This is a genomic window from Pseudoalteromonas sp. OOF1S-7 (assembly GCF_022347765.1).
Lineage (GTDB): Bacteria > Pseudomonadota > Gammaproteobacteria > Enterobacterales > Alteromonadaceae > Pseudoalteromonas.
The window spans coordinates 48,473-69,666 of the sequence record NZ_JAKRFZ010000017.1 but is presented as its reverse complement, the minus strand read 5'-3'; the positions used below and the strand labels follow the sequence as shown (position 1 = coordinate 69,666).

Sequence of the window (21,194 nt, the reverse complement as noted above, 5' to 3'; positions counted from 1 at the left end):
CTTTTAGTCCTCTACTGTCCAACTGAGCTCACTATCTTAATTTGTCTCTCATCCGGTACTTCCTGATATGACATCACTCTGAGTCCCGGGATGGTGTGTTTTACAAATCGTGACAGCACACTTCTTAACATACCTGAGGTTAATAAGATGGACGGCTCGCCGAGCATTTCTTGCGTTTGATGGGCTTCTCTGAGTGAACCCTGAAGCCGCTCCGCAAGGCCTGGCTCTATGCCTGCCCCCTCATCACCTGCGTTCTGAAGAGACTTATGCAACATCTGTTCCAACTCAGGCGCCAATGTTATGACAGGGATTTCTTCAGCCCCTCCCACTGCATCCTGAACGATGAGGCGGCGTAATGAAATACGTACTGCGGCCGTTAGTACATCAGGGTCCTGGCTACGCGGTCCGTACTCAACCAGAGTCTGAACAATCGAGCGCATATCACGAATCGCCACGCCCTCGTTAAGCAGGTTTTGTAGCACTTTTACTACCGTTGTCAGAGGTAATACATCCGGCACCAGACCTTCAACCAGACGAGGATGACTCTTGGCAAGCATATCAAGCAGGTTCTGAACTTCTTCATGGCCCAGCAGTAAAGAGGCGTTGTTAGTCAACAGTTGGCTGATATGTGTAGCAACAACCGTAGCTGCATCCACCACGGTATAACCCAGTGAATGAGCCTCATCTTTTTGTTCAGGCTTGATCCACACAGCTTCGAGGCCAAACGCCGGATCTTTTGTCGCGACCCCATTGATTGGGCCAAATACCTGACCCGGATTGATAGCCAGCTCATCACCATGCTTCAGCTCACCATCTCCGGAGCCCACCCCCATCAGAGTAATGCGGTAGGCATTCGGGTCCAGCTCAAGGTTATCGCGAATATGAACGGGTGGCACCAGGAAGCCAAGCTCCTGTGACAGTTTCTTACGTACCCCTTTAATGCGATTCAACAGTTCACCGCCCTGGGACTGGTCAACTAAGGGGATAAGGCGATAACCTACCTCCAGACCAATCACATCAACTGGCTGTACGTCATCCCAGCCTAGCTCTTTTTGTTCCTGCTGCTGTGCAGCAACCGCGCCGCCTTTTGATTCTTCTGCTTTTTGCTCTTCGGTTTTGATCTTTTGTTGGTGTTGGTAGTAAGCCAAGAAGCCAATGAGCCCGCCTAAACCCAGGAATGCAACATGTGGCATGCCTGGCACTAATCCCATCACAATCAATATCCCAGCTGCGATAGACAAGGACTTCTCATTGCCCAGTTGCTGGGTCATTTGCTCACCCATATTGTGTGATTCGTTCTGACGGGTCACAACAATCGCAGTACCAATGGACAGTAGCAGCGAAGGAAGCTGAGCAACCAGGCCGTCACCTATGGTCAGCAGGGTGTACACTTCCATGGCTCTGCCAAATGTCAGATCATGCTGCACCATACCCACAAATAAGCCGCCGATGATGTTAATCGCCAGGATTACAATCCCTGCTATCGCATCCCCTTTAACAAACTTACTGGCACCATCCATTGAGCCATAAAAGTCCGCCTCTCGTGTTACTTCATCACGTCTGGCCCGGGCCTCATCTGCAGAAATAAAGCCGGCATTCAAGTCAGCGTCAATCGCCATTTGTTTTCCTGGCATCGCATCCAGTGTAAAGCGGGCTGAAACTTCTGAAATCCGGCCTGCACCTTTGGTAATAACCACAAAATTAATGATAATGAGGATCAGGAAGACCACCAGACCAACCGCGTAGTTGCCGCCTATAACAACAGAACCAAACGCTTCAATTACTTTACCGGCTGCGTCACCGCCGTTATGACCTTCCAGCAGAACCACCCGGGTACTGGCTACATTCAGTGCCAGCCGTAAAATAGTCGCGATTAGCAACACAGATGGAAACATACCGAATTCAAGTGGTTTCATGGTGTACACCGTCACCAGTAATACGACCAGTGCCAGTGCAATATTGAATGAGAATAAGATGTCGAGTAGAAATGGCGGCATCGGTAATACCACCATACCCAATGCGGCCAGAACCAGCACGGGTGTACCCACCCCTTTCGCATACTCTTTTTTATCTCGATTGATCTGCTGTAAAACCGCTTTAAAATCCATAACTTACAAACCACAAATTATTGACGCAGTTACATCAAAGCAAGTTTGATACCAATTAGTTTAGTGTTTTAGTTCGTCAGGGATCGGCAAGTCTTTTTTCAGTGCAACCGGGCGCTTTCCCCGACCCTTATTAAACTTTTTAAGCTGAAATACGTACGCCAATACTTGCGCAACAGCGGTAAACAACTGTTGGGGAATTTGGTCTCCCACTTCCGTGGTATGATACAGGGAGCGGGTCAATACCGGCGATTCAACAATCGGGACTTCATTACCTTTGGCAATTTTACGGATCTGCATTGCCAGCTCATCAACGCCTTTGGCGATGACCATGGGTGCCCCCGCTTTTTCTGTGTCGTACTTGAGTGCCACAGAATAATGAGTCGGGTTAGTGACCACCACATCCGCATCAGGTACTTCCTGCATCATCCGCCGCTGAGACATTTCCCGCTGAGTCCGGCGGATACGAGCCTTAATCTGAGGATCACCCTCTGAGTTTTTGTACTCATCTTTCACCTCCTGTAGCGTCATCTTGAGTTGTTTGTTGTGGTTGTAACTCTGATATGGCGCATCAATCGCAGAAATAATAATCATAGTGCAGCTCAGTGCCAGGAACATCCAGGCTAAAATTTCCAGCGAGTGTAATATACTGCCCGGAATTTGCTCGATACTCAGATGCAGGATTTCGTAGAAGAACACCTTGATAAGCAAAATCGCAAACCCGGCCACCAATACAAATTTTAAGATTGACTTAACCAGCTCAACCGCAGCCTGAGGCCCAAACATGCGCTTAATGCCTTTCATCGGTGACATCTTACTGGCTTTAGGCGCAGCGGCCTCCCAGCTAAAATTAAAACCGCCCAACAAAGTATTGCCGATGACCCCGGCCACCATGATGATCAAAACAAACATAGCCAACGGAAAAGTGATTTCAGAAAACGCGTCACCCCATACCGAGAACATTTTGGTGGTGTCGTAGGTTTCGTTGCGGTTCAGCGTAAACATGCGACCCATCATGTTATACAGACCCTTGGCGATATCCGGCCCGTAAAGCAATAGTGCAACAGCAGAGAATATGAGTACAAACGTGGTACCCAGCTCTTTGGAACGGGCGACCTGACCCTTTTTGCGCGAGTCTGCTATCTTTTTGCTCGTGGGCTCTTCCGTGCGTTCCTGACCAGAATCTTCCGCCATCTTCTTGCTCCCGCTACTTGTTTACACCGTGCAACCAATCAGGTTACACATTAGCTCGGTCATTTTCAGCCACTGGAACTCATACTGAATAATAAAGTTCCCCAACGTCGCCCAGATGATCAACAGACCTGACACCATAGTAAACGCAAACCCCACAGAGAAAATATTCATCTGCGGCGCTGCCCGAGTCATAATGCCAAATGACAAGTTGATCAGCAGCATGGCTGTTAACGGAGCCAACGACAATGCCAGTGCCGTAGCAAATAACCAGCTTCCCCAGGTGACTATCGTCCAGTAGTTATCAACCACCCACCAGTTGCCATCAATAGGCCAGGTCTGAAAACTATAAACCACCATGTTTATCATCATCAGATGACCATTAAAGACAAAAAACAATAAAGTGGCCAGGATCAGATAGAACTGACCGACAGCAGGTACACTTAAGCCATTGGCGGGGTCGACCACAGACGCAAAGCCCAGCCCCGTCTGCATTGCCAAAATCTGGCCCGCGACAATAAAAGTGTTGAGCAACAGTACTGAGGCAAATCCTATCGCAACCCCGACAATGAGTTCATGCGTCACCACTAATATCATGGCAAAGGAGAACAAATCGGTAAACTGAGTCTGGGGGATCGCAGGTACTACGGCCACAGTCACCACAATCGACAGGGCAAGTTTGACTCGGGTTGGCACACTCTGAGCACCCAAACCAGCCATGATCATGATCATTGAACTGATCCGAACAAACGGCAACATGTAGTCGCTCAGCCACTGTATGATGATTGCCAGAGGGTATTCCATCGCAGTTTACCCCGCAATTTCAGGGATCTGGAGTACCAATTGATTGAAAAAGTCCATCAGCACCTGGGTCATCCAATGGCCGCCGAAAATCAGTGCCACAATGGTAATGATGAGCCTGGGCAAAAAGCTCAGCGTTTGCTCGTTAATCGAGGTTGCGGCCTGGAAAACCGCAACCACCAAACCTATCATCAGACCTGGCAGTACAATGGCCGTCACCAGTTTTATGACTATAAAGAGCGAGTCACTGAGAATGTCGACAAAAACTTCTGGTTCCATGTCACACTCCTAAGCCGAAACTTCGCGCCAGCGTGCCCATGATCAACGACCAGCCATCCACCAGCACAAACAACATAATCTTAAATGGCAAAGCCACAATCATAGGCGAAAGCATCATCATACCCATTGCCATCAAGACACTGGCAACCACCAAATCAACTATCAGGAAGGGAATAAAAAACATAAAACCAATGATAAAGGCTGTCTGAAGTTCACTGGTAACAAACGCCGGAATAATGACGACAAAGGGGGTATCTTCAGGGCTATCCAGTTTATCGTAACCCGCTATTTTTGCGAATGTTTCGAGATCCTTTATGCGCGTTTGAGAGAGCATAAATGCCTTAATCGGCTCTTTCGCTTCCTGTAGTGCCTGTATTGACGTCAATTCTTCGTTCAAATAAGGCTGAACTGCACGGTCGTTAATCTGATTGAAAATAGGCGCCATAATAAAAAAGGTCAGAAACAGAGACATGCCGACCAGGACCTGATTCGACGGTGATTGCTGTAAACCAATTGCCTGACGCAATATTGCCAGTACCACGATGATGCGGGTAAAAGAGGTCATCATAATCACAGCAGCCGGAATAAAGCTCAGTGCCGTCATGATGGCCAGCACTTGCAGCGTTACAGAGTATTCCTGAGAACCATCCGGATTGGTTGTCACACTCAATGCTTCAATGCCGTCAGCCAGAGCACCTGGAGCAAAGCACAACACTGTGATTAGGAGTAAAAATCGGATCATAAGTCTATTTCTTATTGTTATTTGCACCAGACATTAAGCGACTGAGTTCTTTTGCAAAGGGCGCTGTGGGTGTCACTTCTAGCGGCGACTCTAACTGATATAAGTAATTGATACTTTGCGGTGTTACACCGAGTAAGTGTTGCTTGTCGTCAATTTCTATGACCAACAATCGCTCTTTACTGCCCAGAGGTAAACTGCGGATCACCTTAAAATCCTGGCTGTTACCCAAATTAGGATTGAAACGCTTCACCAGTAGCGCAAGGCCAATGATTGCAACAACCACAAAAGCTAAAGACAGGCCAACAGACAGTAATTCACTGCTGAGCCCACCTGGTGGCTGCGCCGCAGCCACGCTGGAGAACATCAAAGCACTCATCAACAGTCTGCTAGCGGAGCTTTTTGATACGTTCAACCTGGCTGATCACGTCAGTCAGGCGGATACCAAACTTGTCGTTTACAACGACCACTTCGCCATGAGCTATCAGCGTGCCATTGACCAGCACGTCCAAAGGCTCACCGGCAACCCGATCTAATTCAACAACAGAGCCCTGGTTCAGCTGAAGCAAATTACGAATGTTGATCTTAGAGCGCCCCACTTCCATCGAAATGGTGACCGGGATATCTAAAATCGTATCGAGCTTGCGCTTCTCATCGGCACTCAAAGAAGCGCCACTGTCTTGTAACTCTTCCAGTTCCGCAACTTCGGCTTCAGCACCGTCCTGGTCGGCTTCCTCGGCCTCTGCGAGTGCAGCCGCCCATTCGTCCATTGTATCTTGATCATCACTCATGCACTGACTACCTTAATTAACTTCTTCATCACCAATCTAAATCCACACCTTCAGACAGGTGTAAATCTTCTTCTAACTCTGCCAGCTCGGCGTCCGAGTCCAGCTTCTTACCACCCTTTGTAAACACGTGAAGTTCAGACTTCACAGATTCCGGGCGTTTGATCTTCTCACTGATCTGCAGTGCCACATTATCACGAGAGCGGCCCATCTTAGCTCGGAAAGTGGGCAACTCTTCTACAAACACTGTGATATGCTCAGGCATTTCAACGGGAATAATATCGCCCGCTTTTAACTGCATGATTTGCTCCAGGGACAGATCGACCTCAAGCAACTGTGTAGACAGCTCAACTTCAACATCCATAATCTCATCACGCAGTGCCTTACTCCAGCGTAAATCGGTGTCTTCAGTGTCCGACTGAACACCTGCGTCAAGCAGTTCCCGAATAGGTTCGAGCATCGAATAAGGCAGGGAAATATGGAAGTCTCCGCCTCCCCCGTCCAGCTCAATGTGAAATGAGCTGATCACCACCACCTCTGTCGGTGAGACAATGTTGGCCATCGCCGGGTTAACTTCTGAGTCCAGGTATTCAAATGACACATCCATGACCGGCGCCCAGGCTTCTTTATAATCTTCAAAAATAATTTTGAGCAGCATCTGAACGATCCGCCGCTCTGTAGGCGTAAACTCACGCCCTTCAATTTTTGCATGGTAACGGCCGTCACCACCGAAGAAGTTATCCACCAGAATGAACACCAGACGGGCTTCCATGGTGATCAATCCAGTGCCCTTCAGTGGACGAAAACGCACCATGTTCAAGCTGGTTGGCACAAACAGGGTATGAATGTACTCGCCAAACTTGAGCATCTGTACGCCATTGATTGACACTTCAGCGGTACGACGCATCATGTTAAACAGGCTGATCCGCATATGCCGGGCAAATCGTTCATTAACGATTTCCAGCGTTGGCATGCGACCACGGACGATACGGTCCTGCGACGAAAAGTCGTATTGTAGGGCGTTACTGGTCCCGCCATCGTCACTATCCGGGACCTCTTCTTCTTCGACTTCATCGACACCATGCAATAAGGCATCGATTTCGTCTTGTGATAATAAGTCGCTCACTGACTCTTCCTACTGCATTACAAAACCGGTAAATAATACGCGCTCAACCACCTTGCTGCCCTCAACGCTTTCCATTGCAGCCTGAACTTTATCCAGCGCGCTCAGACGCAAAGTCTCTTTGCCCGCACTGGTACTCAATTCATCAGCGGTTGTGGTAGAAAACACACTTAGCAGGGTACCCTCGATCAGAGGAATATGCTTCTTAGCCACCTCTTCGTTAACATCTCCGCGGACCAGCAATTGTACCTTTATTTGTACTATGCGGTCACGACTCGCACCCGGTACGTTGAACACAAAGGGCCTGGGCATAGCAACATATAGTGCACTGCCTGTTTGTGCTGCATTTTGCTGCGAAGCCTGAACTTGCTGCTCGGTCGTTTCTTCTGCCAGCGATTCGGGCGCGTCATCTGACCCTGCAAATAAAAAGTAGCCTGCAACCGCGGCTAAAACAACAACCACGGCGGCAATAATGATAATCAACTTTTTCTTCGAGCCACCAGTTTCTTCTATTTCTAAATCGCTTTCTTCTGCCATATTCGCGCTTCTTTAAGTCACTCTAACCTTAATCATAGCAGCTGTTACGCATAGTAATCTATTGCTGAATCACTTTGCCGTCTGCTAGTCGTTGATTGTTGGCCGTTATTTTGCGCTTCACTGCCATTATTAGCAAGTGTTCCATGGCCTTGCGATGCTTCTTGCTGGTGTTGTTCACCGCCTTGCCCTTGCTGAATATTGCTTTCTCCCAGCTGGATCCCCTGCTCGGCAAGCATCTCTCTGAGCTTCGGCATGGACTGTTCTAATTGTTCTTTTGCCTGCTGATTTTGCACAACAAAGTTTACCTGTGCCTGCTCACCCTCAGATCGAATGCGGATCTGCATACTGCCCAGCTCAGGCGGGTCGAGACGGATTTCAGCCTCTTTATTGTTGATATTGAGCATCATATTCACCCGTTCCTGTAACGCTTTCACTGCATCATTACGGGCGATGTTAATGGCCTGATTGACCGCAGGATCAGTCTGCATGGCTTTTTGAGTCACTGCACTTTGCTGATTAACCTGCTGGCTCTGTCGGACCTGCTCTACTTGTGCAAGCACTTCATTAAACTCGTTTTTTATCCCGTCATCCACGCGCTCGCCACGAATGGCCTTAAAGATGTTCTCTACCGGTGCTGGCATGGCACTGCGCTGTTGTGAATTTTGCTGCTCAGACTGCCCGCCCTCGTTTCTGAGCTGCGCTAATTCAGGGTGCTCACCGTCCTGTGAATCTATAACAACCGTTTGTTGCTGAGCGTCCTTAAACTGGGATTTCTGATCTGTGCTACCTGCAGCTGACTGACTCACAGCAGCGCTCTGTTTGTTAACCTTCTCGGGTGCGGCCGGAGCAACAAGGCTTGCCGTTTTACTGTTATTTTCCGGTGCGACGGTTCGCTCTGCTTTATCGTTCTGCACTGCCTTATCAGCCTGAACTGGCGACTTGGCCTGCGATTCTGTCATGTCTTGCGCCTTGTTCGAGCCGGCCACCTGAGGTTTAACCCCCAACTCTTGCAGTAGCTGCTCGGCTTTCGCGCGATGTTCCGGGTGGCTTAACGCTCCACTGTCCAGCTGAGATTGGAGGTTAGCCGCAAGCGTTTGTTTTTGTTGTGGGGAAAGTGCTTCAACCATCACTTTCAGATCGCTTGAACTGACGACATTGTTGCTCTGCAGAGGCTGAGCTGGCTGGTGTGTTTTTGTTGTCTTATCTGTGTTTGCAGCCTGAGCCTCATCACTCACCGGTTCTTGTACTTTACTGCCCAGTGGTGTCGTGATCACCGGGCCCACTTGGTCAGCAGGCCGCGGACCGACTTTACCCGTAACCGGTTCTGATTCACCCACCTGTTTGTGTGCAGCACTCGGTACAGAGGCTTGCTCACGCACCAGTGCCATTTCTTTTTCCATCATAGGGTTAGGAGTTACCGAAGGGGACTCACTGGTTACTGACTTGACCGCTGACAACGGCTGGTCAGTCTGTAATGGTTTAGTCTGTGGCGCGTTTTTCTGGTCGTCACTCGACGTCATGTTTGCCGTGCGTTTAGTATCTTCTGTAGCATCGGACTTTAACATTTGCGCCAGTCCGGTCGATTTTGCTTCTCCTTTAACAGGAAGATCGTCCGTTTCTGCCGGTAAGGAACTATCGCTTGGCTGCGTGACGACTGGACCCACTCGGTCAATTCGTTTGGCGATGACCAGTTCATCGGGGCTCTCTATCTGCTCCTTGCTTCCCATAGACTTAGCGCCTAAATGCGCATTTGCATCTGGCTGGGCATTTGCGCTTGAGACAACCACTTTCGGATTAGCGCCGAGCAGTTCAGGATCCTGGGGTTGATCTCCTTGCTCTGCAGGAGCAGGTACGACAGGTCCAATATTGTCGATGGGCTTTTTAATCTCAGGTGATGTTACCAAGGCTTCTTTACCCAGATAGTCCTTGAGTGCTTTGGGGACCGGTGCCAGATTATGTGCGACATCCGTGCTTTGCGCATTTGATGAGGTGATCTGTGCAAGCAGATCGTCGGCATCACTGTGGTTTGTAACAATCGCAGTATCTGGTTTCGTACCGCTCTGCCCGGGTAGTTCAGCGTCATCCAGCTTTAACGGTTCATCTGGCTTAGTTTTTGTGTTTTTCGGCACATTGCTATCATCCAGGCCCAGACGACGGTCCAGACCAGCAGGTAATGCGGCGTATTCACCAGCTGAGCTATCTGACTCAGGCTGAGACGCTTGTTCGCTGCTATCTTGCTCTGCCTGAGCCAACATGGCGAGAAAGCCAGTTTCTTCAGCTTGTTCCGTTTGATCTTTTCCCTTCGCCGAAACTCCGTTATTGATTGCTACTTCTAGCGAAACATTGACCATACTGTCACCTTTATCTGCGGCAAGTTTACGCCGCTAACCGGATTAAATTGATTTACAGGGTTGATAATGCAAAAAACAAGCCATTTATTGTGCTTGCTTGCGCCGCATAAAAATATTGGTGGCAAATTCGTCCAGCATCTTCTGCTCGGCTTTGGCCAGCTTTTGCTGTTGTTCTAGTGCTTTTTTCTCTATCAGTTTGGCAATTGCTTTGGCCTTGACTTGCTGCTCCAGCCATAACTTACGACGTTGATCGACCACTCGCTTGGCCGTTGCAACTGTGCTCGCCTGCTGCGTGATAGCCTGCTCAATTTTATTAATAAATGCGTGGTACTGGCCAAACCCGGCGCTTGATAAACCTTGCTGGGCTTTTTGGTGCAGCTGCTGGCTGTACTCAAGGCGAAAATCATTGAGGCCATTAAGCTTTTGTTGATTAGCATGAAAGTTTTGCTCCGCCTGAATAAAGTTCAGACGCAGCTTTTCTTCTTTTTCGCTTTCCAGTTTGTAAAGCAGATCGAGTTTGTTATTTGCCATTAACCTTGTCCCAGAAGCTGTGCCAGACCTTGCAGACATTCGTCATAATGCAGCACGTCTTTCATCCCCTGCTGCAAGAAGGCATTAATATTTGGCATCATATTGATGGCCTGATCCAACATGGGATCACTTCCCTGCTGGTAAGCCCCCAAAGTGATCATATCTTTATTCTGTTGGTACATGGAATAGACCTGTTTAAGCACGCGTGCCTGCTGCATATGGCTTTCAGACACCACTTGTGGCATCACCCGCGAAATAGACTTCTCGATGTCAATAGCCGGATAGTGACCGCTGTCTGCCAGGTCCCGTGACAATACAATGTGCCCATCAAGGATAGCCCGAGCCGAGTCAGCAATGGGGTCCTGCATATCATCCCCTTCACTTAATACTGTGAAAAAGGCCGTGATCGAGCCCTGGCCATCACCACCGTTACCCGCACGCTCTACCAGCGCCGGCAACTTGGCAAACACAGAAGGCGGATACCCTTTGGTTGCCGGTGGTTCACCTACTGCCAGGGCAATTTCCCGCTGAGCCATGGCGTAGCGAGTCACCGAGTCGAGTAGCAACAGGACGTTCAGCCCCTGATCGCGAAAATATTCCGCAATGGTTACTGCACTTTCACAACCTTTAAGCCGCATCAGCGGCGATGCATCAGCCGGCGCGGCAACCACCACAGAGCGACGCCGCCCCTCGACCCCCAATATTTCGTCGATGAATTCTTTTACTTCGCGGCCCCGTTCGCCAACCAGGCCAACCACGATAACATCCGCTTCACTTCCACGTGTCATCATGCCGAGCAACACGGATTTACCCACACCACTGCCCGCAAACAAACCCATCCGCTGTCCCTGACCCACAGTCACAATAGAGTTGATGGCGCGCACACCCACATCCATCGGTTCTTTAATTGGGCGCCGGGCCAGTGGGTTAATGGCTGCCTGAGCAAATTTAAGGTGAGTTTCTGCTTCGATCGCTCCCAGGCCATCTAACGGGCGCCCCAGTCCGTCCACCACCCGGCCTAACAAACTCATGCCCACCGGCAAGCCCGCTTCTTTAATTTGCGGGATCACACGCGCCCCCGGTAAAACACCCGAAATATGATCATTAGGCATCAGATAGAGGGTATCCTGGTTAAACCCGATGACTTCTGCATCGACGAAACCCCGGATGGTTTCGATCTTACACTGACTGCCAACGGGGGCATTGAGGCCCCTGGCTTCCAGTGTCAGACCAACTACGCGAGTCAGGCTGCCCGCAACAGCGACACCATAGGGTTGGATATGTTTTTGACATTTTTGCAGGCGTTCAGCCAGAGGCTGCTGTGTCGAACTGGATACGGTCATTTGTTATCGGTGAAAAAGTTCAGATAATTCACTCATGCAAAAAACACACCAATATTTATCACTATGCGGTGACTCGGTGAGTACACCGCATTATGGTGTGGTTCAGGAGTCCACACCGTTACCTTGTAAGAAGCTGCCAAGCACTTCGCTGATGCGATTTTTAAGACTTAAGTCGATGGACGATTCAGGAGTTCTGATCTGACATCCCCCCCGCTCAAGAGTCGGTTCGGGTACGAGTTGCCAGTGTTGCTCAGCAATGGTGTCTTCACCATACGCCTCTTTGACCAGCGCCAGATCATCGGGATGCAAATTGATCCGCATCTGCGTATCATGCAGTGGTAACGCATCAATCCCCTTCTTCAGTGCTTGCAAAATAAGCTCCGGGCGCGTCTTAACCTGCTCAAAAATCACTTGCTCTGCCAATAAATTGACGAGTTGTAGTAGTTGCTTTTCTGCTGCTTCATCTATCTGGCGCAGGGGTTTTTGGGTGGCCTCCAGTAACGCAGACAAAGCATGCAGGCGCTCTTCTATCAGGGGCTTAGATTCTTCGATCCCCTGCTCTTTACCGAGCGTGACGCCTTCTTTGTAACCAGCTTCTTTGCCTTCACTGACGCCTTTGTCAAAACCCTCGATATAACCCTGTTCATGGCCCTGCTTGAGCCCTTCTTCATATGCGTCTTGCCTTATCTGCTCCAGCTCTTCAAGGGTCAGCGTTGGGACGGTTTCTTCTTCAGGTTCCGGCTCGGCGTGTTTCACTTTTTGCTGATAAAGCTCCTCAAGAGGTGTCCCCATTGCCGTTGAACGCCCTGAGTACTTACTCAAGTCCTCCTCCACATCTGGGATCGGCCAGTTTTCTAACAGTTCATCCAGCGCTTCAGAGCTGACCGGTTTACCACGATATAACTTTTTTTCTGCCATGGCTTACAGGAACTCCTCACCACCACCACCACCGAGCATAATTTCACCCGAGTCAGCAAGACGCCGAGCCGTTGCCAGGATCTCTTTTTGCGCCGCTTCTACTTCACTGATCCGCACAGGAGGCATGGCCTCCAGATCATCGGCCATCATTTCTGCGGCACGTTTAGACATGTTCTTCATGATCTTGTCTTTCAGAGAGTCATCGGCGCCTTTAATGGCTTTCATCAGCACGTCCTGCTGCACTTCTCGCAGAATCGCCTGAATCCCCCTGTCCTCTACATCCATAAGGTTTTCAAAGACAAACATCAGGTCCTGAATTTGCTGTGACATCTCTTCATCATGTTCACGGATAGAGTCCATTAACTGGCCCTCAATGTTGGTATCCAGGTAGTTCATAATATCCGCAGCGGCTTTCAGACCACCCATTTTCGCAGCCTGCGCACCGGCCTGACCGGCGAACTGTTTCTCCATGATTTCGTTCAGCTCTTGCAGTGCCGCAGGCTGAACTTCTTCCAGGTTAGCGATACGCATTGTCAGGTCGAGACGAACTTTCTCCGGGAACTGAGACAATATCTCGGCGGACTGTTCCGGCTCCAGATAAGATAATACAATTGTCTGGATCTGCGGGTGCTCGTTCCGGATGATATTAGCCACCTGTTTGGAGTCCATCCATTTCAGTGAATCCAGACCTTTAGCACCTGAGCCCATCACAATTTGATCGATCAGGCTGGCTGCCTTATCTTCACCCAGTGCCGCTGTCAGTGCCTTCTTAATGAAGTCTTCTGACTGGAAGCCAATGGTACTGAAGCTTTGGATCTGTTCGATAAACAGATTGTGTACCGCACTGATTTTTGCCTGCGACAAATCATCGAGTGCCGCCATCGCCATGCCCACTTTCTGAACCTGTTTGGGTTCCAGATGCTTCAGGATCTGGGCGGCATCTTCTTCCGTCAGGCTCAGTAGCAGGATGGCAGCCTTGTCGACCCCATCCAGTTTGTCTACATCAAATGCCGGCGGCAGTTGTTTTTGTTCTTCATCACTCATCTTCAGTTAACCATGCTTTGACTACTTGAGAAGACAGCTCTGGCTCATTGGCAACCAGTGCACGAACCGCTTTAAGCAAGTCTTCGTCACCATGTAAGTCTGGCAATTGTAATGTACCATCGGAAGAGAAGCCAACTGCTGATTCATCAAAGTCATTGTTTAGCATATCTAAAGTACTGTCGCCAAGGTCTACTCCTGAGGTTAGCGCATCTTCATCATACTCTTCCAGCGTATCTTCCGGGTAAATCAGGCGTTTCAGCATAGGTCTGACAACCGCCAAAATCAGCACAATAATAACCAATGCGCCCATGACCAACCGGATGGTTTTCATAAACCACTCTTGTTCCCACAGTGGTAAATCACTCTCTTCAAGAATATTTTCACGCACAAATGGGACGGTCACCACTTCCAGTGCATCACCACGCTGCATATCAAAGCCCACACCACCTTGCAATAAACGACGTATGTTATTGAGTTCTTCTTGTGAACGTGCCGTCATCACCATATTACCTTCAGCATCCGGTTTGTTCATATAGTCGACCGCGACTGAGACACTGATACGACGGATCACGCCAGTTTGCTGACGCTTATGAGAAATGGTGGTATCCAGCTCATAGTTACGTGTGGCTTCTTTATGAATACGTGACGGAGTTGTGCCTGAACCATTGCCCTGGCCAGCCACTTCAGGGATGTTGGAGTTTACTGGCGGTTGGTTTGTCAGCGCACCCGGGATACCCACGGCCAGGCCGCCTACATTATTCTCTTCAAATGTAGTTTCACTGCGTACCGCAGGTAAGTCCGGATTAAAGCGTTTTTGGGTTTCTTCTACCGCGCTGAAGTCCATTGTCAGATCAACCTGCGCTGTGTATTTACCCAGCCCCACTACCGGGATCATAATGCTGTCGATTTTTTCCAGATATTCCTGCTCGCGCTTGCGCTCAATTTCATATTCTTTACGAGATCGTGCAGCCAGCGAGTCCTGAGAACCGGAATTGAGCAAGCGACCATTCTGATCTGTCACGGTTACTCGAGCTGGCGTCAAACCTTGCACAGCAGATGCAACAATATCGACGATGGAATCCACTTCTTCGCTGTCCAGTGTCCGGCCACGCTTCAACGTCACCACCACAGTCGCTGACGGCTGTTTTTCACGGCGTGCAAATACGTTTTCTTTGGGAATAGCCAATAAAACTTTGGCACGGTTGATGTCTTGAAGCTCTTCTATTGTGCGTGCCAGCTGTTGTTCACGGCTATGCTTAAGGCGCTCACGCTCAAGCCGTTGACTCACACCAAAGCCCATATCCTGCATTAAGATATCGGTACCGCTGCTGGGGGCCTGACTGAACCCGTCACGGGCCATTCTCAACTTGATATCCTGATAGTCAGATTCTGCGACCATGATGGTATTGCCATCCAGGTCATATTCGATTTTCTGCGCATCCAGAAAATCCAGAGTCTGGACCAGCTCTTCAGTCGGGTATTGACCTAACGGGCGCATATCGGGCTGACGTGCCCATATAATGATGAAAATAGCGATTGCCAGGCAGATAGCCAGTGCGATCACCAAAGTAACCTGGCGGAGCATATCAACACCGCTCAAAGCACTAAAGTAGCCCGATTTTTGCTCTTGTTGCGTATCTGCATCACCACCTGCACCAGGAACTGGTTGTCCATCAGCAAGTGCCAGATCGGTTGATTGATTGGTAGCCACGATTACTCTCCACTAAACTCTGTTTATACCGGCATGCTCATGATGTCTTTATATGCTTCGATCAGCTTATTTCTGACCTGCATTGTGGCATCAAAAGCCACCGATGATTTGTTTTTGGCAATCATCGCTTCTGCTAAAGATACACTACGATCCCCCATTTCAACTGCGGTGACCTTTTCTTTAGCATCTCGTTGTAACCCCGCAACCGTATTGAGTGCATCACTGAGTAAGTCGCCAAACTGGGCGCTTGATGTTGCAGCCGTTGCCTGAACGGGTAGCTTATTCGGGTCCTGAGGTCTGACACGGCCGGCCTCTGAGGCCATTGCCTGCATTTCCTGGTACAGCCCGGTAGATTGAATTTTCATGGTCTGGCTCACTTTGTGAGTTATACATAACTCTAATAAAGCACAAATCATGCCACAAATAAATTCAATAAATTCAATGAATTACACAACAAATCACAGAGTCGAATTTTTGACAGTGACACTTCTCATTATGAAAGACGGGAAATCCGGGCAATGATTGCCCGGATGGTATGGTTTGCAACTCAGGCCGGTACGGGTAACCCCAAATCGCGCATTCTGGCCAGCTTATATCTGAGTGTTCTTGGGCTGATCCCAAGCAACTCAGCCACATCCTTACGCTTACCATTGCAACGGTTCAGCGTGTCCAGAATGATCTGATGTTCTTTGTCCTGCAACTCTTCTTTATAGCTCAAGCCGTCGGCATCGTCAGCCATATTGATGTCAGCCTGATCAGCAGGTTCAACATCGGTGACGGTCAATGCTACAGGTTGTTCAGGTGGCTGTTGCGCTGTGCAGCTAAAAACGGGAGAAAAATTCTCAATAAAGATGTCATCAGCGGTAATGCTTGCTCCCTGCTGTAGGATCAACGCCCGCTGTACTACATTATCTAACTCTCTGACGTTACCAGGCCAGGCATGGCTGAGCAGCTTGTCTTTGGCACACGGCGATAGCGTGGGCGTCAGTTTTCCGGCTTTGTCACAATGACGCTGTAACAGATGTTCCGCCAGTGGCACAACATCGCCACAGCGCTCAGCCAGTGGTAGCCAGGTTAAAGGAAACACATTAAGCCGGTAATAAAGGTCTTCACGGAATACGCCATCCTTCACTGCCTCTTTGAGGTCTCGGTTACTGGTTGCCAGAACCCGAACATCCAGCTCAATCGTTTTGCGACCCCCGAGACGTTCAACTTCCCTTTCTTGTAGTACCCGCAGTAATTTGGCTTGTAAGCCCAGATCCATTTCGGTGATTTCATCCAACAAAATGGTGCCTTTCTGTGCCTGTTCGAACTTACCCGGACAGGCTGCAATTGCACCAGTAAAGGCGCCCTTTTCATAACCAAACAAAGTGGCTTCCAGCATATTTTCCGGGATCGCCGCACAGTTAATGGCCACAAATGGCTGATCAGCGCGCTCTGAACGGTCATGGATGTAACGAGCAAGTACCTCTTTGCCTGAGCCACTGGGACCCAACACCATCACACTGGCATCTGAGCGGGCCACTTTTTTGGCAAGCTCAAGCAGCTCGAGACTTTTGCTGTCAGCCACAACCGGGCCATCCGTTTCTTTCTCTTTCTCGGGCATATAGCGACTGACCATGTTCAGCAATACTTCAGGCGCAAAGGGCTTGGCCATATAATCAATCGCGCCAAGTCTCATCGCTTCAACCGCATCGTCAATCGTGGCATAGGCGGTCATCATTAACACTGGCAACTCAGGGTAATTGAGCTTCACCGATCTGAGTAGATCCAGACCACTCATCGCCCCCATTTGTACATCACTGACCAACAGTGAAAATGCCTGTTCTTTTAGCAATAAGACTGCCTGCTCAGCGCTATCAGCTTCGACGCACTCAAATCCCGATATTTCAAGGGTGTCAATCAGTGCTTCACGCAACCCGGCATCGTCTTCTACAACCAAAATTTTGTTGCTCATACGGCCTCCTGTAATGATGAATGTTCGCTGGAAATGGGCAGTAGCATGCTAAAACATGCGCCTCCGCTTTCGTTGTTGCTAACGTCAACCCGGCCTTTGTGCGAATGGGCAACGGAGTTGACGACGGCTAACCCCAGGCCAGTGCCTTGTGATTTAGTCGTATAAAATGGTTCAAATAATTTGCTTGCCTGGCTCAGGTCAACACCGGGACCGTTGTCTGCAACACTGATACGTACGGTATCCGTACCAGGCTCTCGCTTGGCGCAAATCTTTATTTTGGCACCCGCGCCAATATGTTGCACGCTGTTGTGGATCAGATTCTGAATTGCACTGGCCAGTGCCGTCTTATTGCCCAGAATTTCAATATCCGGCTCGGGTAACTCCACGGTTAACTCTGCCTTATGCAGTGATACCATGGCATCGGCACCGGCTTTGACCTCACTCAGCAGCTGTTGCATTGAAACGCGCTCAATTACCTGTTGCTCTCCACTTTTTGCGAACAACAGCATATCATTGACCTGATTTTCAAGATCTTTAAGACGCGACATCAGCTTAGAGTGGAACTTATCCCGTGACTGTGCCGGTAGTTTACTGCTGCCCAGATTTGCACCATACAACATGGCAGCAGATAAAGGCGTACGTACCTGGTGCGCCAGAGAGGCGACCATTTTACCCAGTGCGCTTAGGCGCTGCATATGGGCTACACGCGCTTGCAGACGCCTTGTTTCCGTCAGATCTGTCATTAGGATCAACTGCCCGGGCTCCGGGGTCAGGGCAGTAATATCGAGTTTGATCAGACGTCCGTCTTTGAGAGACACTTCATGGCCATCATCCTGCTGTGGGCAAAATGAACGCTGGATAATGCTGAACCATTTTTCTCCTTCCAGAGGTTCGCCTAGCATATCAATGGCTATCTGATTCGCCTTGGCTATCATGCCCTGACCATCCAGTACCACCACACCGGCTGGCATGGTATCGACCAGATGACTCAACCAGCTAGCCTGCTGTCGCAGATCGCTCAGCTCGCCCATATACGCTTCTTGCAATAAGCAAGGATTGTACTGAGTGGTTGGCACAAATTGTGGATTAATCACTTTTGCTAATGCCATGATATTGCTCTCATAAACCTAGATACACAGATAAAGCAATTGGCATGCCAGTTTTAATTTCCATTAAATTCAGTGGATTATATCTGATTACTTGCCATCAAAAGTTTGACACTGTTTATTTGTACAGCGATTAAATATACGCTAAACTGACGCTTGTCTATCACCAACATTAAGGACAATATCATGACTACACGCTGTCACTGGGTTGACTTAAGCAAGCCAGATTACGTCGCCTATCACGATGAAGAGTGGGGAAAACCCGTACTGGAAGACACTAAGTTGTTCGAGTTTATTACACTGGAATCGGCGCAGGCGGGTCTGAGCTGGTACACCATTTTAAAAAAGCGTGACAACTACCGGGAGGCGTTTCATCAATTTGACCCACACAAGGTCGCGGCGATGACAGAAGAGGACGTCATTAAATTGATGGATAACGCAGGGATCATTCGTAACAAACTAAAAATCCAGGCAACAATCAATAACGCAAGGCGGTTTATTGAGATACAACAAGAATTTGGAAGTTTTGCTTACTACCAGTGGCAGTTTGTTAACTTTGAACCAATCGTGAGCACGATCCATAGCCCGCAGGATTATCAGGCCACTACAGAGATCAGTACACAATTCGCAAAAGATCTGAAAAAACGGGGTTTTAAGTTTCTTGGACCCACTACAGTCTACGCCCATATGCAGGCCTGTGGCATGGTCAATGATCATCACGACGACTGCTTTTGTAAGGCGCCGATTTTAGAGATGTATCAGCAGTTGGATATTCAAGCACAACTGAGTAATCAAAAATAAAGTATACCTTGGGCCTTAGTTATAGACGCAAAAACATCAGGTGCTTTTTGGCCAAAGCCACTATGACTGGAAGACCGGCAGGCAGCTTTTTCGAGACCACAAAAAACGGCGCTATCAAAGCGCCGTTTTTGGGATTTTACAATCATTGCTAGTCGCGGTTTAGGTTGTACTTTTTCATTTTTTCGACCAGCGTTGTACGCCGTACACCGAGTATCTCAGCCGCTCTGGCAACCACATAATCATAGCGCTCCAGCGCTTGGGTTATAAGGCTAATTTCCATCTCAGCCAGATACTCTTTAAGCTCGATCCCATCATCTGGCAATCGTCCCAGCCCGGGTTCTACACTGCCCTGGTCTTGCGTTTCGTCTTCATCTTCAAAATCACTGAACCCGTCACTGAACAGCTCGTTAAAAACATCTTTTTCAAGCAGCTCTTCCGGATATTCGGGTTCGTAAGCCTCAACTTCGATATAGCGATACTTACCCGGTAAGTCTGTAACATCCACTACTTTTTCCGGGAACATAATGGCCATCCGCTCAACCAGGTTAGCCAGCTCACGAATGTTACCAGGCCAGCTATGCGCTTTGAGGCTGTCGATTGCACGGTCGGTGAATTTGACTGAACTGCCACCTTGCTCAGCAACGCGGCGTAGTAATTCTTTCAATAATAATGGAATATCGTCAGCACGTTCGCGTAGTGAAGGGTTTTCAATGGGGAATACATTGAGGCGATAAAATAAATCCTCACGGAACTTGCCTTCTTCGATCATGGTTTCCAGGTTTCGGTGCGTCGCAGCGATAACCCTGACGTCCGCCTGAATAGGCTTAGTGCCTCCAACTCGCTCATAGCTTCTTTCCTGCAACACACGTAACAGCTTAACCTGCATCTGCAATGGCATATCACCTATTTCATCGAGAAATAATGTCCCACCTTGTGCCAGTTCAAAACGGCCTTTACGCGCAGAAATTGCACCGGTAAATGCACCTTTTTCGTGACCAAACAACTCGCTTTCCAGCAGCTCACCAGGAATTGCACCACAGTTCACTGGCACAAACGGACCGGTATTGCGGTTGGATAGCAAGTGCACATTACGTGCAACGACCTCTTTACCGGTTCCTGACTCACCAAGGATCAATACATTCGCATCTGTTTTAGCCACCTGGGAGATTAAAAAGCGCACTTCTTTAACGGCTTTAGTATCGCCAACCAGGCCATCAAACGACTTTGCATCATTCAGCTGTGTCGATTTGCCCGGTAACATGCGTAGGTACTGCTGACAATCGTGCAATAGCTGCATGGTCACTTCCTGGCTAAAAGGCTCAGTGATGAGACCAATTACATTGGCTAAAGAGAGCAGTGGCCGTAAGGTTTCCCCTATCAGTAAGAACGGCACTGCGGGCAAAGACTTAATCAGTACTTCATGATTGTGCTGCGACAAAGCACCCAGGATGATCACTGGCTCCTGCAGATGGCTTAACAGATCGGGAGAAAAATCCGGCTCTGCAATCACCTGTGCCGGCTGCCCGACAAAACTCAATGCCGCTGCCAGTCCGGTTGCTCTGTTATTATTGTTATCGAGGATCGTAATCATGCCCGCAAGGTCAAACTTCTTCGTATACATCAATAGTAATGATTGTAAGTCAGTGGCATGGGGATGCAATACCTAAGTGGCAAGTTTTTGACATCAACGCCAAAAAAACGCCGCGGCCTATGCGCTAAATCAATACTTAAGGATTAAAATCCAGAAAAACCGGGCGCAAGTACGAAAAAAAGGAACTCCTGACCACAGAATATGAATCGCTTCCGGCAATGCGACACTGGTCTGGTTTGATGTGCCTCTGAAAAAGAAGACTTTTCTGTTGCACGACA

Annotated in this window: 20 protein-coding genes; 1 reads left to right on the top strand and 19 read right to left on the bottom strand. The window is 49.0% G+C overall.

Translation table 11 applies throughout. From position 1 onward, the window contains the following. Positions 1 to 11 precede the first annotated feature (11 nt). The 18 genes from flhA to MHN33_RS19540 all read right to left on the bottom strand — a co-directional run bounded on the left by flhA (position 12) and on the right by MHN33_RS19540 (position 18,527). Positions 12 to 2,108 carry a flagellar biosynthesis protein FlhA gene (gene flhA, locus MHN33_RS19625; RefSeq protein ID WP_239400558.1) on the bottom strand — a complete coding sequence of 699 codons (2,097 nt, stop codon included), beginning with the start codon at positions 2,106 to 2,108 and terminating at the stop codon, positions 12 to 14. Between the two features lie 60 nt (positions 2,109 to 2,168). Continuing rightward, a complete protein-coding gene (gene flhB / locus MHN33_RS19620) occupies positions 2,169 to 3,299 on the bottom strand; it encodes a flagellar biosynthesis protein FlhB (RefSeq protein WP_239400556.1) in 1,131 nt (376 codons plus the stop codon). Between the two features lie 21 nt (positions 3,300 to 3,320). Further along, on the bottom strand, positions 3,321 to 4,100 hold the full coding sequence (gene fliR / locus MHN33_RS19615; RefSeq protein ID WP_239400554.1) for a flagellar biosynthetic protein FliR: 780 nt from the start codon (positions 4,098 to 4,100) through the stop codon (positions 3,321 to 3,323). Positions 4,101 to 4,106: 6 nt separating this feature from the next. Then, positions 4,107 to 4,376, bottom strand: a complete 270-nt coding sequence (fliQ, locus tag MHN33_RS19610; protein WP_209051391.1) for a flagellar biosynthesis protein FliQ — start codon at positions 4,374 to 4,376, stop codon at positions 4,107 to 4,109. Position 4,377: 1 nt separating this feature from the next. Further along, on the bottom strand, positions 4,378 to 5,118 hold the full coding sequence (gene fliP / locus MHN33_RS19605; protein WP_239400552.1) for a flagellar type III secretion system pore protein FliP: 741 nt from the start codon (positions 5,116 to 5,118) through the stop codon (positions 4,378 to 4,380). Between the two features lie 4 nt (positions 5,119 to 5,122). Continuing rightward, positions 5,123 to 5,494, bottom strand: coding sequence for a flagellar biosynthetic protein FliO (gene fliO / locus MHN33_RS19600; RefSeq protein WP_239400550.1), 372 nt, complete (start codon positions 5,492 to 5,494; stop codon positions 5,123 to 5,125). Between the two features lie 10 nt (positions 5,495 to 5,504). After that, positions 5,505 to 5,906, bottom strand: a complete 402-nt coding sequence (gene fliN / locus MHN33_RS19595) for a flagellar motor switch protein FliN (protein ID WP_010385682.1) — start codon at positions 5,904 to 5,906, stop codon at positions 5,505 to 5,507. Between the two features lie 28 nt (positions 5,907 to 5,934). After that, complete coding sequence (fliM, locus tag MHN33_RS19590) at positions 5,935 to 7,029, bottom strand: flagellar motor switch protein FliM (protein WP_046003911.1); 1,095 nt, start codon at positions 7,027 to 7,029, stop codon at positions 5,935 to 5,937. A 9-nt stretch (positions 7,030 to 7,038) separates the two neighbouring features. Next, a complete protein-coding gene (gene fliL, locus MHN33_RS19585; RefSeq protein WP_239400548.1) occupies positions 7,039 to 7,563 on the bottom strand; it encodes a flagellar basal body-associated protein FliL in 525 nt (174 codons plus the stop codon). 44 nt (positions 7,564 to 7,607) lie between these two features. Continuing rightward, positions 7,608 to 9,914 (bottom strand): flagellar hook-length control protein FliK, encoded by a 2,307-nt coding sequence (locus tag MHN33_RS19580; protein WP_239400546.1) that lies wholly within the window; start codon positions 9,912 to 9,914, stop codon positions 7,608 to 7,610. An 84-nt stretch (positions 9,915 to 9,998) separates the two neighbouring features. Then, positions 9,999 to 10,445 carry a flagellar export protein FliJ gene (fliJ, locus tag MHN33_RS19575; protein ID WP_239400544.1) on the bottom strand — a complete coding sequence of 149 codons (447 nt, stop codon included), beginning with the start codon at positions 10,443 to 10,445 and terminating at the stop codon, positions 9,999 to 10,001. Then, positions 10,445 to 11,788, bottom strand: a complete 1,344-nt coding sequence (gene fliI, locus MHN33_RS19570; RefSeq protein ID WP_239400542.1) for a flagellar protein export ATPase FliI — start codon at positions 11,786 to 11,788, stop codon at positions 10,445 to 10,447. Before fliI ends, fliJ begins: the two co-directional genes overlap by 1 nt. Positions 11,789 to 11,890: 102 nt before the next feature. After that, positions 11,891 to 12,706, bottom strand: a complete 816-nt coding sequence (gene fliH, locus MHN33_RS19565) for a flagellar assembly protein FliH (RefSeq protein ID WP_239400540.1) — start codon at positions 12,704 to 12,706, stop codon at positions 11,891 to 11,893. Positions 12,707 to 12,709: 3 nt separating this feature from the next. After that, entirely contained in the window at positions 12,710 to 13,750 is a 1,041-nt protein-coding gene (gene fliG, locus MHN33_RS19560; protein ID WP_054015617.1) for a flagellar motor switch protein FliG, read from the bottom strand. Beyond that, on the bottom strand, positions 13,743 to 15,464 hold the full coding sequence (fliF, locus tag MHN33_RS19555) for a flagellar basal-body MS-ring/collar protein FliF (protein WP_239400624.1): 1,722 nt from the start codon (positions 15,462 to 15,464) through the stop codon (positions 13,743 to 13,745). Before fliF ends, fliG begins: the two co-directional genes overlap by 8 nt. A 20-nt stretch (positions 15,465 to 15,484) precedes the next feature. Then, a complete protein-coding gene (fliE, locus tag MHN33_RS19550) occupies positions 15,485 to 15,826 on the bottom strand; it encodes a flagellar hook-basal body complex protein FliE (RefSeq protein ID WP_010385672.1) in 342 nt (113 codons plus the stop codon). Positions 15,827 to 16,008: 182 nt separating this feature from the next. After that, positions 16,009 to 17,418, bottom strand: coding sequence for a sigma-54 dependent transcriptional regulator (locus MHN33_RS19545; protein ID WP_239400538.1), 1,410 nt, complete (start codon positions 17,416 to 17,418; stop codon positions 16,009 to 16,011). Further along, a complete protein-coding gene (locus MHN33_RS19540) occupies positions 17,415 to 18,527 on the bottom strand; it encodes an ATP-binding protein (protein ID WP_239400536.1) in 1,113 nt (370 codons plus the stop codon). Before MHN33_RS19540 ends, MHN33_RS19545 begins: the two co-directional genes overlap by 4 nt. Positions 18,528 to 18,710: 183 nt before the next feature. Here MHN33_RS19540 and MHN33_RS19535 point away from each other — a divergent pair, with 183 nt between their 5' ends. Further along, a complete protein-coding gene (locus MHN33_RS19535; protein ID WP_239400534.1) occupies positions 18,711 to 19,325 on the top strand; it encodes a DNA-3-methyladenine glycosylase I in 615 nt (204 codons plus the stop codon). A 148-nt stretch (positions 19,326 to 19,473) separates the two neighbouring features. Here MHN33_RS19535 and MHN33_RS19530 read toward each other — a convergent pair whose 3' ends face one another. Further along, positions 19,474 to 20,916: a sigma-54-dependent Fis family transcriptional regulator gene (locus MHN33_RS19530; RefSeq protein ID WP_239400622.1), complete on the bottom strand. Its 1,443-nt coding sequence runs from the start codon at positions 20,914 to 20,916 to the stop codon at positions 19,474 to 19,476. Positions 20,917 to 21,194 lie beyond the last annotated feature (278 nt).